Raw genomic sequence first — 13,359 nt, 5'->3', positions numbered from 1 at the left:
AATCTATTTTTTCATAATATTCTTACAATTAAAAGTGTATGTATGTTGTATGGTTAATAACATATTTATCAAGAAGTGATACTAATAGCGTCCTTGTGAACAGTTTTGTATAAACTTGTTCATAACGGGATTGTTAGTTACAAAACTCGGCCGAAGTGTTACTATGGACGGCCTTAATTACAAAACTACTGAGAATTGTAATTAGTGGTCTCCTTATTTGCACTTCTACTCAAACTTGCTAATAACGCACCTAGTATTTGCACTTCTAACCCAAACTGCTTTTAACGGCACCAGTTTTCAGCCATATTTAAAGGCTGAGACATTTTTTCTTGTCTCAGCCTTCTCTTCATTCTAATTATTTTCTTTAAATAAAAACATTTCTTGATTGTATTTTGGAAGTATTATTAAACAAACTTTATGTACGATATATGCAAATACAAACGGTATGATGAAATATGCTACGCCTAGTATTAATATATTTAAGAATACTGATCCTTCCATAAATTTTAATGCGTTTGCTGGTCCAACAAACCCGGTATAACCAAATCCTGTAGACATTGGCGTACCTTTTATGCCGACGAAATAAGTGAGTAATCCACTCATTAATCCATTTATGATTAATGGTACTGCGATGATAGGATTTTTGAAATATACTGGAATCATCATTTTAGTAGCTCCGATGATAAGTACGATATTGATACCTTTATCGTTTACTTTCCATGAGCCCATTAAGAAAGTCACACATGCTGCAACAATCCCCATATTGCCAGCTCCTGAACTTAAACCATTTAAACCGACCGCAGTAGCAATTGCGACAACTGAAATTGGGGTTACCATTAATAATGCATAAGTAATCGCGATCAATATACACATCATTAAAGGATTCACTGTAGAAAATTGTTCTATTAATTTGCCTATACCTTTAGTTACATTACTAACATATGGAAGTGTCAGCATACCTATAAATCCACTGACAACTGAAATGATTATTGGCATAATCAACATATCTAAAGAACCAAATTTTCCTTTCAATTTAATCATCAAATAACAACTGATAATTAACACAACGATTAAATTGACGACATCCCCTATACTTACAAATATAAATTGACCATTTTGTATTTTCACAGCGCCTGAACCTATTAATCCTGCAGCGCCAATCATAACTGCATCAGTAGCTTGGAATTTAAATTGATGTGCAACAACTATGCCAATTATAAAACTCATTGCAAACTGCATGAGTAATAATGCTTGGTTAAACATTTCTAATAGCGGATGAAACTGTGATAAATAACTAAATAACACACCAAGTATGGCGTTTGGTATTAATGCTATTACAATACCTATACCTATACCATTTAAAATATTAGAGAAAAATTCCTTTACTGAGAAATGTTTATCCATAAAATGCCTCCTGAAATCATATGTATTAATGATATATGACTTTATTTTCATAAACAATGCTATTTTTACTATTTTACTTTACTTTGGTATAGATTAATGTAATAGTCTAAATAACAACGTTGTTATAGGAGGCTATTTACATGTTTAATTTGATTTCACAAGATAAAAATATAATTGTAATCAGTGACAAGCAAAACGAGCATTTCTTTACAATCCACATATTAGAAGATTACTTAATCAATATTAAATCTTCTTCAGAGAAAGATATCACTTTACCAACTTGGACCATTACACCTGGTGATACTGACTTACCTTTTGAAGGAATTTCTAGATATGATCAATCTAACTTTTCATGTCCACAATATGAAATTTCAGAAGAACAGCACCATATTATAATTAAGACAAAGTTATTAAAACTCGTCATTGATAAAGAAGATTTCTATTGTAGTTGGTATGATTTAAGTTCATCTGACAAAGAAATTGAAATCATGCAAGACCGTAAGACAGGCAGTTATCATCATCAAATATCAAAAAATCATCCGACTTGTCATTATTTAAATAGAGATAAAAATGAAATGTATTTTGGACTCGGAGAAAAGAGCGGAAAAGTAAATAAGCATGGCAGACGATTTAGAATGAAGAATATAGATGCTATGGGTTATAATGCTGAAACGACTGATCCACTTTATAAACATATTCCTTATTATCTCACATACAAATCTGACGAAAATATAGCATTTGGTATCTTCTATGATGATTATCAAGACTCCATTGTAGATCTTGGACAAGAATTAGATAATTATCACGGTCACTATAGATATTATGAAACTAAGTCAGATTTTCTTGATTATTACGTCATTGCCGGTCCGACTATTCAACAAGTAACGACGCGTTTTAGTCATTTAACAGGTAGACCAACACTTATGCCTGAATGGAGTTTGTCTTATTCCGGCTCAACAATGCAATATACAGATTTGCCAAATTCAGATGAAAGACTATTATCTTTTCTAGATCAATGTAACACACATAATATTACGATTAGATCTTTCCACCTTTCATCAGGTTATACATCGATTCATGATAAGAGATACGTTTTTAATTGGAATTATGATAAATTTAAAGACCCAAAATCTTTTGGAAAAGCTTATACAGATCAAAATGTAGAATTAGTTGCGAATATTAAACCTAGCCTACTTACAGATCATCCTTTACTAGATGAAGTATTAGCCTTTGATGGATTTATTAAAGATATGAATGGCCAACCGCTTCTTGTACAATTTTGGGATGAAAAAGGATACTACCTAGACTTTACAAATAAAGACACTATTAAATGGTGGCAATCTAAAATAGAACAACAATTATTATCTAATCATGTTAACTGTACATGGAATGATAATAACGAATTCGAAATTTGGGATGATAAGGCTAAAGTAAATGGTTTCGGCAATGAAGCAAATTTCCAAGATTATAAAGCAATCATGCCTATATTAATGATGAAAGCATCAAGAGAGATACAGCAAAAATATCATAAAGAACAATATTCATATATCATAAGTAGATCTGGTGCAGCTGGTATGAGTAAATATGTTCAAACTTGGACAGGTGATAACTATACGAGTTGGCATACATTAAAATATAATAATGCTATGGCAATTGGGTTAAGTCTATCTGGTGTTTATAACTTTGGACATGATATTGGCGGTTTTTCTGGTGATAAACCAGAAGCAGAATTATTTTTAAGATGGGTGCAATGTGGTTCTTATTATCCAAGATTTTCAATCCACTCATGGAATGATGATGGTTCTGTAAATGAACCTTGGATGCATAATGAAGTCTTGTCTGAAGTTAAACAAGCCATGCACTTCCACGAAAAACTTAAACCATATCTTCAGTCATTAGTTGTACAGGCACATGAAGCGTATGAACCAATTATTAGACCAACTTTTTACCAATTTGAAAGTGATATAAGTACTTTTGAAGATAATGATGAATTTATGTTAGGTGACCATATGTTAATTGCCCCTATCTTAGAAAAAGCTCAACAAGAAAGAACAGTCTATTTACCTAAAAACAACAAAGGTTGGATTGATTTTCATAGTGGCGAACAATTTGAAGATGGTCAAACAATAACCGTAAAAACAACTTTACAACATATCCCAACATTTGTAGTAAAAGGCGCAACGATACCAGTTTATCAAGATGATCTAAAAACAATTGAAAATCTACAGTTCTAAATAAATAAGAACCTAAGACAACATCGTCTTAGGTTCTCTAATTTTATATAGCATCTACGCCTTCGATATTATAGAGTGATACGGCGTTATTAAAGCAAATATCCTTAATGATTTCAGTAAGAATTTCATCATCATCAATGATTTCTCCTCTTTCTACACGTTTACCAATCATTTTACATAAAATTCTTCTAAAATATTCATGTCTCGTATATGATAATAAACTTCTTGAATCAGTTAACATACCAACGAAAGTAGATAATAATCCAACATTTGCGTATTCTACTAAATGTTGTTCCATACCTTCTTTAGTATCATTGAACCACCATGCAGCACCAAGCTGCACTTTAACTTTATCTGAAGTAAAGTTACCAGCTGTAGCTTGCACCATTAAGTGATCATTAGCATTATTAGGATAAATAATTGTATCTGATAATGCATCATTTTGATTTAAATGATCTAAAAATCTATTTAAGTCAGAAGAACTGAGCATATCACCTACACTATCAAATCCTGCATCTGCCCCAACTTTTTCAAACAATAATGTATTATTATTTCTCACTGGTCCAAGATGAAACTGTACAACCCAATTATATTTTTTATACGTTTTACTTACTTCAGTTAAAATATATCCAGATAATCTACTTAAATCTTCCTCATCTATGTGTTTACCTTGTTTAATTTGTTCAAAATACTGTTCAGCTTGGTCTTTAGTTACATCCACTTTAAGTACTTTAGCAAAGCTTTGATCAGAACTTCTTGCGCCATTTTGATGGAAGTATTCAATTCGTGCATTGAGCGCATTAATATATTCTTCCAAATGATTTATTTTTGTTTCTGTAGCAATTTCTAATTGGTTAATAGATGCTTCTACATTATCTTTCGTTAAAGCGATATAACGATCAGGTCTAAATGTTGGTAACACTTTAACATCAAAAGACTTATCCTCACGAAGTAATTGATGATATTTCAAATCATCACATGGATCATCCGTTGTACAGATAATTTGGACGTTGCTTCTTTCTATTAATTTTCTTGGAAGAAATTCTGGTTCTTGCAAACTTTCATTTAACTGATTATATAATTGATCTTTATCGATTTTATTTAAATTTTCATTGATGTTGAAATACCTTGCTAACTCTAAATGACACCAGTGATACATCGGATTCATAATACTTTTAGGCAATAAACTTATAAATGCTTCGAATTTTTCTTTGTCAGATTTATCTCCTGTAATATACGACTCATCTATTCCATATGTGCGCATTAAACGCCATTTATAATGATCACGTTTTAGCCAAACTTCAGTAATCGTATTAAAAGGTTTATTCTCATAAATTTCTTTCGGATCTAAATGACAATGAAAATCAAAAATTGGGATATCTTTAGCTATATTGTATAAAGCCTGCCCTTTTTCAGATTGAACAATAAAATTTTCTTTAATTAAACTCATAAATACTCACCTTTCCTATAGCCCAAGTAATTTTGGTAAGAATAACGATAATTGTGGTACGAACGTAAATAATAACAATAGAATAATTAAAATAATAAAGTATGGTATTAATGTCTTAATGACACTTTCAATTCTTACATTTGCAACACTACTACCAACAAATAACGCACTACCTACTGGTGGTGTTATATTACCAATGCATAAGTTAAATGCAATCACAATACCGAAATGAACTGGATCTAATCCGATACTTTCTGCAATCGGTAAGAAAATTGGTGTGAAGATAAGTACTGCTGGTGTTATGTCCATAAATGTACCAATGATTAATAAAATTAAATTCATTAACAGTAATAATAAAATAGGATTTTCAGTTAATGATAATATACCGTCAGATATCGCTTCTGGTAATCCTGTGAAATTCATTACGAGTGAGAACAATGCAGATGCTGTAATTAAGAATAAAATCATACCTGTAATTTCTACTGTTTCTATAATAATCGCAGGTATATCTTTAATTTTTAAATTTTTATAAATGAGTGAAAGTATAAACGCATATAGAACTGCGACTGCTGCACCCTCTGTTGCTGTGAATATTCCAGCTACAATACCACCAATTACAATAATTATTAATAGTAAACTTGGAATAGCATCTAAAGTTAAAAATAATTTATCTTTCCAACTCACTTTTTCAGAAACTGGATAGCCATGTTTTTTAGCTAAAAAGTAAGCAACAACCATACAACCTAGACCCCATAGAATTCCAGGAACGTAACCTGCAATAAATAATGCAGCAATTGATGTTCCACCACTTACAAGTGAATAAACAATCAATAATGAACTTGGTGGAATTAATAATCCTGAAGGTGCTGAAGCAATATTGGCAGCTGCAGAATATGATTTTTTATAACCTTGAGTTGTTTCCATCGGTGTCATAATTCTACCCATAGCGGCAGCTGCTGCTACACTTGATCCTGAAATCGAACCAAACAACATATTCCCCACAATATTCGTATGTGCTAAAGAACCAGGTAATCTACCTACTAACACTTTTGCAAAGTTAATTAATCTAAATGCAATACCACCGTTATTCATCAATATTCCAGCAAGTACAAATAGCGGAATGGCAAGCATTGTAAAGTTATCAATACCAGTTACCATTCTTTGGGCAGCAGTAAGTATTGTGACATCAAACGGGAAAATAAGTATTAACGTTAATATTGAACTTAAAATAATTGAAATAGCGATTGGAATACCAAAAGCTAAAAATATTGCTAAAGATACAAATAATACGATTCCAGCAATTGTCGTCATTACACTTCACCGCCTTCATCATTTTCTGGTAACTCATTCGTAATAATGCCTCGAATTGAATAAAATGCAATAAAAAGTCCTGATATAGGTAACGCACCATACATTAGCGCCATTGAAACACCTGTAGCTGGTGCATATTGAGTCCAAGTAAGTGCTACAATTTTAATACCACCATATATCATCAAAATTAAAGCAACTAATAAAATAATGATATTCGTGAGTCTTTCTATAAATAACTGTGCTTTAAGAGGAAACTTTTCTCTTATAAATAAAATTGCAATATGCTTTTTCTTACCAAATACATATGCTGCACTTAACAATGCAAACCAGATTAACAAGAAGCGAATGATTTCTTCACTTGTCGTACTTGGCGTGTTCAATATATATCGTGTTATCACTTGCCAAACTGATAAAATGACCATTACAGTTATCAATACACCAGACACAGAAAGCAAAGTTCTATCAATATAATGTGTTAATTTATTCATTTTGTTCTGGCTCCTTAATCAATTTGTATTGTTTTTCAGTTCCTTTATTATTTTTAAATTCTTCTTGTAGAGGTTTTACAGCCTTTTCGAATGAAGTTTTATCTACATCATGGAATTTAACATTCATGTCTTTTTTAGCTGATTTGATTGCTTCTTTAATGGCTTTATCCCAGATGACTTCGTGTTTTTCAGTAGATGATCTTGCTGCGCTTTTTATCCATCCTTTTTCTTCTTTCGTTAAATCATTGTATGCATCCTTGTTCATAATTAAAATATCAGGAACGATAGCGTGCTCTGTATTATAATAATTCTTTGCGACTTCTCCATGTTTATTGTCCGTCAATGCTGTTTCATTATTCTCAGCTGCATCAATAACACCAGATTGAAGTGCAGTATAAACTTCACCAAAAGCCATAGGAGTTGGCGTACCACCTAATGACTTAACAAGTTGCACACTTGTTTTACTAGGTTGAACACGAATTTTCAAACCATGTAAATCTTTATTCGTCTTTATTTCTCTATCTTTTGTATAAATATTTCTTATTCCAGCATCATAGTAAGTAATACCTACAAATCCGTTATCTTTAGTTGTATTAAAGAATGAATTTTGTACTTCAGGTTTTTTCATAATAGATCGGAAACTATCTTGAGATTTAAATAGATATGGCATACTAAATAAAGAATACGATTCAGAGAAACTTTCAAGTGCACTTGCTGACACTTTTGTAAATTGAATGGCATTTGTTTGTGTCATTTCAATTGCTTCCCGTTCACTTCCAAGTTGTCCGTTCGCATATATTTTAATTTTTAATTTACCATGAGATTCCTTTTCTACTTCGTTTTTAAATTCTACTAACGATTTATGTACTGGATGTGTTGTTGATTGATTATGTGCTAATGTTAAAGTCTTAACATCTTTATCTTGTGCGTCACTTTGTTGGCATCCATACAAAACAGTGAATACGCTTAGAATTAACAGTAAAAATTTTTTCATCTCTCCATCCCCCATTAATTTTAAAAAAGTAATCTAATTGACTACTTCTTTAATACTTATTGATAAGTATAAATCAAATGAAACAAAATAACAACGTTGTTATTTATAGAAAATGTGTGCTTATGGTATAATGTAGAAAATAATATTTAAAGGAGACTCACATGGCTGTAACATTAAAAGACATAGCAAATGCCTGTGGTGTTAGTTATTCAACAGTAAGTAAAGCTTTAAAAAATTCTCCTTTAGTTACTGCTGAAACAACAGAGCGCATACAACAAAAGGCAAGAGAAATGAATTATATTCCTAATAATTCCGCTCGCTCTTTAGTCTCAAACAAGAGCCAAACAATTGGACTCATCTGGCCATCAGTAGACAGAGTTGCAGTTTCAACTCTTGTTTCAGAAATCAATAACTTTTTAAAGAATACTGGATATTTTATGTCTGTATCAATCGATGATGTGGAAACTGCTGCACATAAATTTTTAGAATTACGTTTTGATGGCATCATCGTATTTGATGAAGGTGAAGCTTCTACCTTACCAAGTATCATTAGTTCAAATATCCCAGTAGTAGCTTATGGTACAGACCGAGAGCTCGAATACCCTATTGTAAATGTAAATCATAAACAAGCAATGATTCTTTCTTTAGATGATTTAATGCAAAATAATATAACAAATATTTGTTATATTGGTGATCTCAACACTGATGATATTCGACAAATTATAAAGAAAGAAACTTTTGAAAGGTATTGTAAAGAACATAATCTTGAATATAATATGATTGATTCAAAAGGACTATCTGCTGAAGATACATTTTTTGCATTAAAATCATATTTAAACAATCATACTTTACCAGAAGGTATCATTTGCGGAAGTTATGATATTACTTTAGGACTCGTGCACACTTTAAAAGATTCACTTGATCAACATATTGTGTACTCATACGACAACGTACCTCAATTTGACCATATGGATACAGTAATTCATTCAGTTGGTGTCCCAACTAAGAAAATTGCTGAAACATTAGTTAATATCCTTATCAATGCTATTGAATCTAAAGAAAATCAACCAAATGTCTATCATCTTGAGCCTGAATTAGTAAAGCGGAAATAAAGACAAAAAAATGACTACAATTTTGTAGTCATTTTTTTACTGTTGTTCCTTGATGGAATCTCATCTTCCACTCAGATTGCCTTCTAATCCATAATGTACTTCGCTTAGTTGTAATATGATCAGTTTTATTGATTAATTCATAAGTCGTTAGTACAATACCTTTTTGAATTTTTTCAACTATAAAATCCGAAATCTCATAATCAAATGTATGTAAAGTGCCCTCTTCAATATCTCGTTTATATATCATTCTGCCAGACTTACCTATTTCTTTAAAAGGTGGATTTTATAATCAACTTAGCCACCTTTAGACAAAAAAACGCCACGTGAATTTCATGTTATTATTGAGGCTACCAGACCAAATCAATAAAGGAATGAATTCACATGACGCATACTTATTCTAACATGACAAACCATAAAGGAACACACTTAAGTTATGAAGAACGTGTTCAAATAGAAACACTTAAAAATTTAGGTTTTTCAAATCGTGCAATCGCGCGTGAATTAGGACGTGCACCTCAAACAATCAATAACGAAATTCATCGAGGAACAACACGTCAAATTAAACGACAAAAACAGCAACATAAAGTCTATGAATATGAGACGCAAATTTATTTTTCTTCACTAGGTCAACAACGTTATCGACAAAACAGACAACAATGTGGTGCTCAGCCCTTATGGAAGAAGAACCCATTATTTATTCCATGGGCAGATCACCTCATGAAAAAGAAACGCTGGTCACCTGAAGCAGTCGTGGCATATGCTCACAAGGAACAATGTTTTGAAAGAGAAAAAATCCCTTCAACAACGACAGTATATGCTTGGATAGATCAACAAATCATGGAAACTAAGAATATTGATCTACTAGAAAAATTAAAAAGACGTCATTCTACTCAGAATAGCTACCATAATCATCCACACAGTCGAGTGCTCGGTCCAAGTATTGAGACACGTTCTAGTGAAATTGAATCACGTCAGTCTTTTGGTCACTGGGAAATAGATACCGTAATAGGAACTAAAGACAAGTCAAAGCCAGTTATCTTAACACTTGTTGAGAGACAAACGCGTTTTGAAATACTAGAAATAATAGAGAGTAAAAGTGCTGATGCAGTGTCTCACGCATTGAAAAACTTATTTGACTCCTTAGGCGAAAAAGCACCAAAAATCTTCAAATCTATCACATCTGACAATGGTTCAGAATTTGCATCGCTGTATGAAGAATTTGGCCATATGATAGAAATATACTTCACACATCCATTCTCATCATATGAACGTGGGACAAGTGAAAACCAACATAAAATGATTCGTCGTTTTATTCCAAAAGCACATGATTTATCCAATGTTCAAAAACGCTTCATAAAAGCCATACAACAATATATGAATGACTATCCTAGAAAGACTTTAAATTACAACACAGCTCATCATAATATGGCAGAAAGTTTAAAGCACCTCAATCTGTATGAATCTTTCCAAAGCTAAAGTCTTAGCTTTGGTTACCTGTTGAGTATTAATTGATTAAAACCAATCAATCCTCAACAGGTTCGAATACGGTTAACCCTTGTGTACACCTCAGTCATTATAGGTGGCTAACTTAAACTTGAAATCCTCGCTATTTCTTTAAAATCATCATCAAGTAAATTTAAGATAAACGATTTATCCTTTCTATTACTCGCATCCAAATGTGCACATTCTAATTCATAAAATTGTTGTTTAATAAATTACACCTACTTTATCTTTGTAAATATAGTTCAACTTATATGCTAAAATAATAACATAGTAATAAGTATAATCGAGGGGGTAAGTAAATGACAAATTTAAAAGAAGTAGCTAAACGAGCTGGCGTTTCACCAAGTACCGTATCACGAGTAATTAATAACCACCCTTATGTTAATGAAGAAAAAAGACAAAAAGTACTTGATACTATAGAAGAATTAAATTATATACCAAATATCAATGCAATTCATTTAAAAAAAGGTAAAACAAATTTAATAGGTGTTGTATTGCCGTTCTCTAATCACCCCTATTTTTCACAATTAATTCAAGGTATTTCTGAAGAAGCGATTAAATCAAACAAAAAAATTGTTTTATTCCAAACTGCCTATGATACAGATCAAGAAATTGACGCTTTGGAAATGTTAAAATTAAAACAAATAGACGCACTTATTATTTGTTCAAGGAATATTTCATTAAATATAGTTGAACAGTACATAGAGTATGGACCAATTTCTATATTCGAAAATATTTCAAACTCCAAATTTAGAACAACATATATTGATCACTACAACGCCTTCAAACAAGCATTAAATCATCTATACAACAACGGACATAGACATATTGCATGTGCCATAAATAGAAGAAATAGTACTAGTTCAATTTTAAGAATAAAAGCATATAAAGACTTTTGCAGTGAGAATGCTTTACCCTTCAATGATCAAGATATATATGAGAATTTTGTATTATTAGAAGATGGCCAAAGACTTGCTCAAGGAATTGATAATAAAGAAAATACACCTACAGCAATTGTTGTTTCTGGAGATAACACAGCTGCTGGATTGTTTATTAGCTTAAATGACGAGCAAAAGAAAAACATATCTATCATTGGATTTGAAAATCATAAAATATCTAAATTGCTAGACCTTACTACAATAGAGATTCCCCTCTTCCAAATTGGTAAAAGTTTGTTTAATCAACTATATGAAGATAAACTGAATAACTATTTATTTGAAACAAAACTTATTAAAAGAAACTCAGCATTTAAATTAAACCATTGACATGAAATGCATTTCATAGATTATCCTTTAATCAATCACAAATATTAGGGGGTAATTAAAATGAACAAACAAAAAGTTGGTATTGATGGTTGTAATATTACTTCAGAAATTTATGTAGAAATACTTCAACACACTAGCAATATTGATATTGTCGCTTGTACTGATGAGAGCCTTTCAAAAGCAATTAGTATGAAAAACAAATATGATATCCCTCAAGTAATGACAAGAAGTAAAATGTATAAAGATAAGAAAATTGATTATATTATTAAACTTTAAAAAACTCTAAAAAAATAACATCTCATTCTACTGATCTACAGTAAAAATGAGATGTTATTTTTTAAATCTACGATTTTGTCCGTGTATGCTTGCCTAGGGTATGATTCGAGCCTGTAGTCTCTCACTCATACTTTTCCCTCAGGCGTCAGCACTTCCAAAATCGTTAATATATCTGCTTTTATAGCCCTAACTGTGACCACAAAGTGACCAAAAATTTGAACTTATATGTTTCTAAATGGTTGATTAACAAACAAAAAAGCCGTAAAATCAACGTTTACGACTTAAATAGTTCTAAAATGGTTTATTAATATATACCGGTGGTCGGGTTCGAACCGACACGTCCTCAACGGACACGGGATTTTGAGTCCCGCGTGTCTGCCAATTCCACCACACCGGCTTAATAAAAATCCTACAAAAAAATCTTCCCAATGGAAGAAATAAATGGAGCGGAAGATAGGACTTACACCTATATCTCATTCCGGGAAGGAATGTATTCTAAAAGTTGAAATACTCCCGCAAAGTTATTAATGGAGGCGGCAACCGGATTTGAACCGGTGAATAGAGGTTTTGCAGACCTCGGCCTTACCACTTGGCTATGCCGCCAGAATACTGGGCTAGCTGGATTCGAACCAGCGAGTGACGGAGTCAAAGTCCGTTGCCTTACCGCTTGGCTATAGCCCATTAATATAAAATAAGGGCGGCTGATGGGAATCGAACCCACGAGTGTCGGAACCACAATCCGATGCGTTAACCACTTCGCCACAGCCGCCATGGCAGGGGCAGTAGGAATCGAACCCACACCAAAGGTTTTGGAGACCTCTATTCTACCGTTGAACTATGCCCCTATTAAATTAAAATAATAATGGTGGAGGGGGGCAGATTCGAACTGCCGAACCCGAAGGAGCGGATTTACAGTCCGCCGCGTTTAGCCACTTCGCTACCCCTCCGTTAGATGGTGCCGGCCAGAGGACTTGAACCCCCAACCTACTGATTACAAGTCAGTTGCTCTACCAGTTGAGCTAGGCCGGCAAAAAGTTAAAAGATGGCTCAGGACGGAATCGAACCGCCGACACAAGGATTTTCAGTCCTTTGCTCTACCGACTGAGCTACTGAGCCATACATTAATTTTTAAAAAATGGCGGTCCCGACGGGAATCGAACCCGCGATCTCCTGCGTGACAGGCAGGCATGTTAACCGCTACACCACGGGACCATCATTAAAGCTATTGCGGGAGGCGGATTTGAACCACCGACCTTCGGGTTATGAGCCCGACGAGCTACCGAACTGCTCCATCCCGCGATAATAATATTAAGTTACAAATA

11 protein-coding genes and 10 tRNA genes are annotated in these 13,359 nt (G+C 32.8%); 5 read left to right on the top strand and 16 right to left on the bottom strand.

Going from position 1 to position 13,359, the window contains the following annotated elements; all coding sequences use genetic code 11:
• Positions 1–351 precede the first annotated feature (351 nt).
• A complete protein-coding gene (locus MUA60_RS05975) occupies positions 352–1,404 on the bottom strand; it encodes a PTS sugar transporter subunit IIC (protein WP_262650231.1) in 1,053 nt (350 codons plus the stop codon).
• Between the two features lie 140 nt (positions 1,405–1,544).
• Here MUA60_RS05975 and MUA60_RS05970 point away from each other — a divergent pair, with 140 nt between their 5' ends.
• Entirely contained in the window at positions 1,545–3,638 is a 2,094-nt protein-coding gene (locus MUA60_RS05970; protein WP_262650229.1) for a glycoside hydrolase family 31 protein, read from the top strand.
• A 43-nt stretch (positions 3,639–3,681) separates the two neighbouring features.
• Here the strand turns inward: MUA60_RS05970 and uxaC are convergent, their stop codons facing one another.
• The 4 genes from uxaC to MUA60_RS05950 are packed head-to-tail and all read right to left on the bottom strand — an operon-like array spanning position 3,682 to position 7,881.
• The gene (gene uxaC, locus MUA60_RS05965) at positions 3,682–5,088 is read right to left on the bottom strand and encodes a glucuronate isomerase (RefSeq protein WP_262650228.1); all 1,407 of its coding nucleotides are present in this window, start codon (positions 5,086–5,088) and stop codon (positions 3,682–3,684) included.
• A 15-nt stretch (positions 5,089–5,103) separates the two neighbouring features.
• The gene (locus MUA60_RS05960; RefSeq protein WP_262650227.1) at positions 5,104–6,399 is read right to left on the bottom strand and encodes a TRAP transporter large permease; all 1,296 of its coding nucleotides are present in this window, start codon (positions 6,397–6,399) and stop codon (positions 5,104–5,106) included.
• Positions 6,399–6,887: a TRAP transporter small permease gene (locus tag MUA60_RS05955; protein ID WP_025904787.1), complete on the bottom strand. Its 489-nt coding sequence runs from the start codon at positions 6,885–6,887 to the stop codon at positions 6,399–6,401. Before MUA60_RS05955 ends, MUA60_RS05960 begins: the two co-directional genes overlap by 1 nt.
• Positions 6,880–7,881, bottom strand: coding sequence for a TRAP transporter substrate-binding protein (locus MUA60_RS05950; RefSeq protein ID WP_262650224.1), 1,002 nt, complete (start codon positions 7,879–7,881; stop codon positions 6,880–6,882). Before MUA60_RS05950 ends, MUA60_RS05955 begins: the two co-directional genes overlap by 8 nt.
• A gap of 161 nt (positions 7,882–8,042) precedes the next feature.
• Between MUA60_RS05950 and MUA60_RS05945 the strand changes: the two genes are divergently transcribed.
• Positions 8,043–8,993: a LacI family DNA-binding transcriptional regulator gene (locus tag MUA60_RS05945; RefSeq protein WP_262650222.1), complete on the top strand. Its 951-nt coding sequence runs from the start codon at positions 8,043–8,045 to the stop codon at positions 8,991–8,993.
• A gap of 28 nt (positions 8,994–9,021) precedes the next feature.
• On the opposite strand, the gene MUA60_RS05940 is transcribed toward MUA60_RS05945, so the two are convergent.
• A complete protein-coding gene (locus MUA60_RS05940) occupies positions 9,022–9,240 on the bottom strand; it encodes a hypothetical protein (RefSeq protein WP_262650221.1) in 219 nt (72 codons plus the stop codon).
• A 134-nt stretch (positions 9,241–9,374) separates the two neighbouring features.
• On the opposite strand from MUA60_RS05940, the gene MUA60_RS05935 reads away from it, so the two are divergent.
• The 3 genes from MUA60_RS05935 to MUA60_RS05925 all read left to right on the top strand — a co-directional run bounded on the left by MUA60_RS05935 (position 9,375) and on the right by MUA60_RS05925 (position 12,037).
• Entirely contained in the window at positions 9,375–10,469 is a 1,095-nt protein-coding gene (locus tag MUA60_RS05935; RefSeq protein WP_262647968.1) for an IS30 family transposase, read from the top strand.
• A gap of 326 nt (positions 10,470–10,795) precedes the next feature.
• Positions 10,796–11,761: a LacI family DNA-binding transcriptional regulator gene (locus MUA60_RS05930; RefSeq protein ID WP_262650220.1), complete on the top strand. Its 966-nt coding sequence runs from the start codon at positions 10,796–10,798 to the stop codon at positions 11,759–11,761.
• A gap of 60 nt (positions 11,762–11,821) precedes the next feature.
• Positions 11,822–12,037 (top strand): hypothetical protein, encoded by a 216-nt coding sequence (locus MUA60_RS05925; protein ID WP_048539822.1) that lies wholly within the window; start codon positions 11,822–11,824, stop codon positions 12,035–12,037.
• A 312-nt stretch (positions 12,038–12,349) separates the two neighbouring features.
• Here the strand turns inward: MUA60_RS05925 and MUA60_RS05920 are convergent.
• The 10 genes from MUA60_RS05920 to MUA60_RS05875 all read right to left on the bottom strand — a co-directional run bounded on the left by MUA60_RS05920 (position 12,350) and on the right by MUA60_RS05875 (position 13,336).
• Positions 12,350–12,434, bottom strand: a tRNA-Leu gene (locus MUA60_RS05920).
• A gap of 131 nt (positions 12,435–12,565) precedes the next feature.
• Positions 12,566–12,640: transfer RNA gene (locus MUA60_RS05915), tRNA-Cys, on the bottom strand.
• 6 nt (positions 12,641–12,646) lie between these two features.
• Positions 12,647–12,718: transfer RNA gene (locus tag MUA60_RS05910), tRNA-Gln, on the bottom strand.
• A 15-nt stretch (positions 12,719–12,733) separates the two neighbouring features.
• A tRNA-His gene (locus MUA60_RS05905) sits at positions 12,734–12,806 on the bottom strand.
• A 2-nt stretch (positions 12,807–12,808) separates the two neighbouring features.
• A tRNA-Trp gene (locus MUA60_RS05900) sits at positions 12,809–12,882 on the bottom strand.
• Positions 12,883–12,900: 18 nt separating this feature from the next.
• Positions 12,901–12,984, bottom strand: a tRNA-Tyr gene (locus MUA60_RS05895).
• Between the two features lie 6 nt (positions 12,985–12,990).
• A tRNA-Thr gene (locus MUA60_RS05890) sits at positions 12,991–13,066 on the bottom strand.
• A gap of 14 nt (positions 13,067–13,080) precedes the next feature.
• Positions 13,081–13,153: transfer RNA gene (locus tag MUA60_RS05885), tRNA-Phe, on the bottom strand.
• Positions 13,154–13,173: 20 nt separating this feature from the next.
• Positions 13,174–13,249, bottom strand: a tRNA-Asp gene (locus tag MUA60_RS05880).
• A gap of 13 nt (positions 13,250–13,262) precedes the next feature.
• Positions 13,263–13,336 (bottom strand) — tRNA-Met (locus MUA60_RS05875).
• Positions 13,337–13,359 lie beyond the last annotated feature (23 nt).

Origin of the sequence: Mammaliicoccus sciuri, assembly GCF_025561425.1 — a bacterium.
Lineage (GTDB): Bacteria > Bacillota > Bacilli > Staphylococcales > Staphylococcaceae > Mammaliicoccus > Mammaliicoccus sciuri_A.
The sequence above is the reverse complement of the archived record's forward strand: the minus strand, read 5'-3'. Positions and strand labels throughout refer to the sequence as shown.

What these genes read in the sequence shown, in the direction of transcription:
- MUA60_RS05975 (WP_262650231.1), bottom strand. Translation starts at nt 1,404, where the DNA reads ATGGATAAACATTTCTCAGTAAAGGAATTTTTCTCTAATATTTTAAAT.
- MUA60_RS05970 (WP_262650229.1), top strand. Translation starts at nt 1,545, where the DNA reads ATGTTTAATTTGATTTCACAAGATAAAAATATAATTGTAATCAGTGAC.
- uxaC (WP_262650228.1), bottom strand. Translation starts at nt 5,088, where the DNA reads ATGAGTTTAATTAAAGAAAATTTTATTGTTCAATCTGAAAAAGGGCAG.
- MUA60_RS05960 (WP_262650227.1), bottom strand. Translation starts at nt 6,399, where the DNA reads ATGACGACAATTGCTGGAATCGTATTATTTGTATCTTTAGCAATATTT.
- MUA60_RS05955 (WP_025904787.1), bottom strand. Translation starts at nt 6,887, where the DNA reads ATGAATAAATTAACACATTATATTGATAGAACTTTGCTTTCTGTGTCT.
- MUA60_RS05950 (WP_262650224.1), bottom strand. Translation starts at nt 7,881, where the DNA reads ATGAAAAAATTTTTACTGTTAATTCTAAGCGTATTCACTGTTTTGTAT.
- MUA60_RS05945 (WP_262650222.1), top strand. Translation starts at nt 8,043, where the DNA reads ATGGCTGTAACATTAAAAGACATAGCAAATGCCTGTGGTGTTAGTTAT.
- MUA60_RS05940 (WP_262650221.1), bottom strand. Translation starts at nt 9,240, where the DNA reads ATGATATATAAACGAGATATTGAAGAGGGCACTTTACATACATTTGAT.
- MUA60_RS05935 (WP_262647968.1), top strand. Translation starts at nt 9,375, where the DNA reads ATGACGCATACTTATTCTAACATGACAAACCATAAAGGAACACACTTA.
- MUA60_RS05930 (WP_262650220.1), top strand. Translation starts at nt 10,796, where the DNA reads ATGACAAATTTAAAAGAAGTAGCTAAACGAGCTGGCGTTTCACCAAGT.
- MUA60_RS05925 (WP_048539822.1), top strand. Translation starts at nt 11,822, where the DNA reads ATGAACAAACAAAAAGTTGGTATTGATGGTTGTAATATTACTTCAGAA.